Raw genomic sequence first — 598 nt, forward strand, 5'->3', positions numbered from 1 at the left:
CTCCACCATAAAGGTAGATTTGCCACCAGCCAAATCATCCGCTGAGCCGATACGGGTAAATATCCGATCTATGTCACCAATATGCGCATGCTCAGCGGGCACAAAGCTCCCGCAATGAGCAAGCAAAACAATCAGCGCTGTTTGGCGCATATAGGTAGACTTACCACCCATATTAGGGCCAGTGATGAGGAGCAGTCTTTCAGGATGTCCTTCATCAGCATTGGCTCTACCTAGCAAGCAGTCGTTCGCGACAAAATGGTTTGTACTTGATGTAGCACCGTTCCAATTGTTCGCGTTCGCTTGATTTAAGGCCGCTTCGACCACGACATGACGACCTTGGCGGATATCAATATGGGTCTGATTTTTGACTATAGGTTTATTTTGGTTTTCTGAAACTCCTCTCATAACTGGGCGTTGCCAATGATAAGTCGTCGCAAGCTGCGCCCAATTACTCAGGACATCGATTTGGGCAATAGCAGCGCTCAGTTGTTGTAGCTCAGCCAAGTTCTCGTTTAGTTGGTTGAGCAGCGCTTGGTACAGCGTTTTCTCGCGAGCCAATGCCAAAGATTGCGCACTCAGATATTCTGTCTCGACTTCT

1 protein-coding gene is annotated in these 598 nt (G+C 48.2%); it reads right to left on the reverse strand.

Annotation, left to right across the window (positions count from 1 at the left end):
* Positions 1-598: MutS-related protein (locus ACS8FC_RS19165; protein ID WP_439297958.1), on the reverse strand; the 598-nt coding region annotated here is incomplete at both ends.

The organism is Psychrobacter sp. 1Y4, from assembly GCF_051847555.1.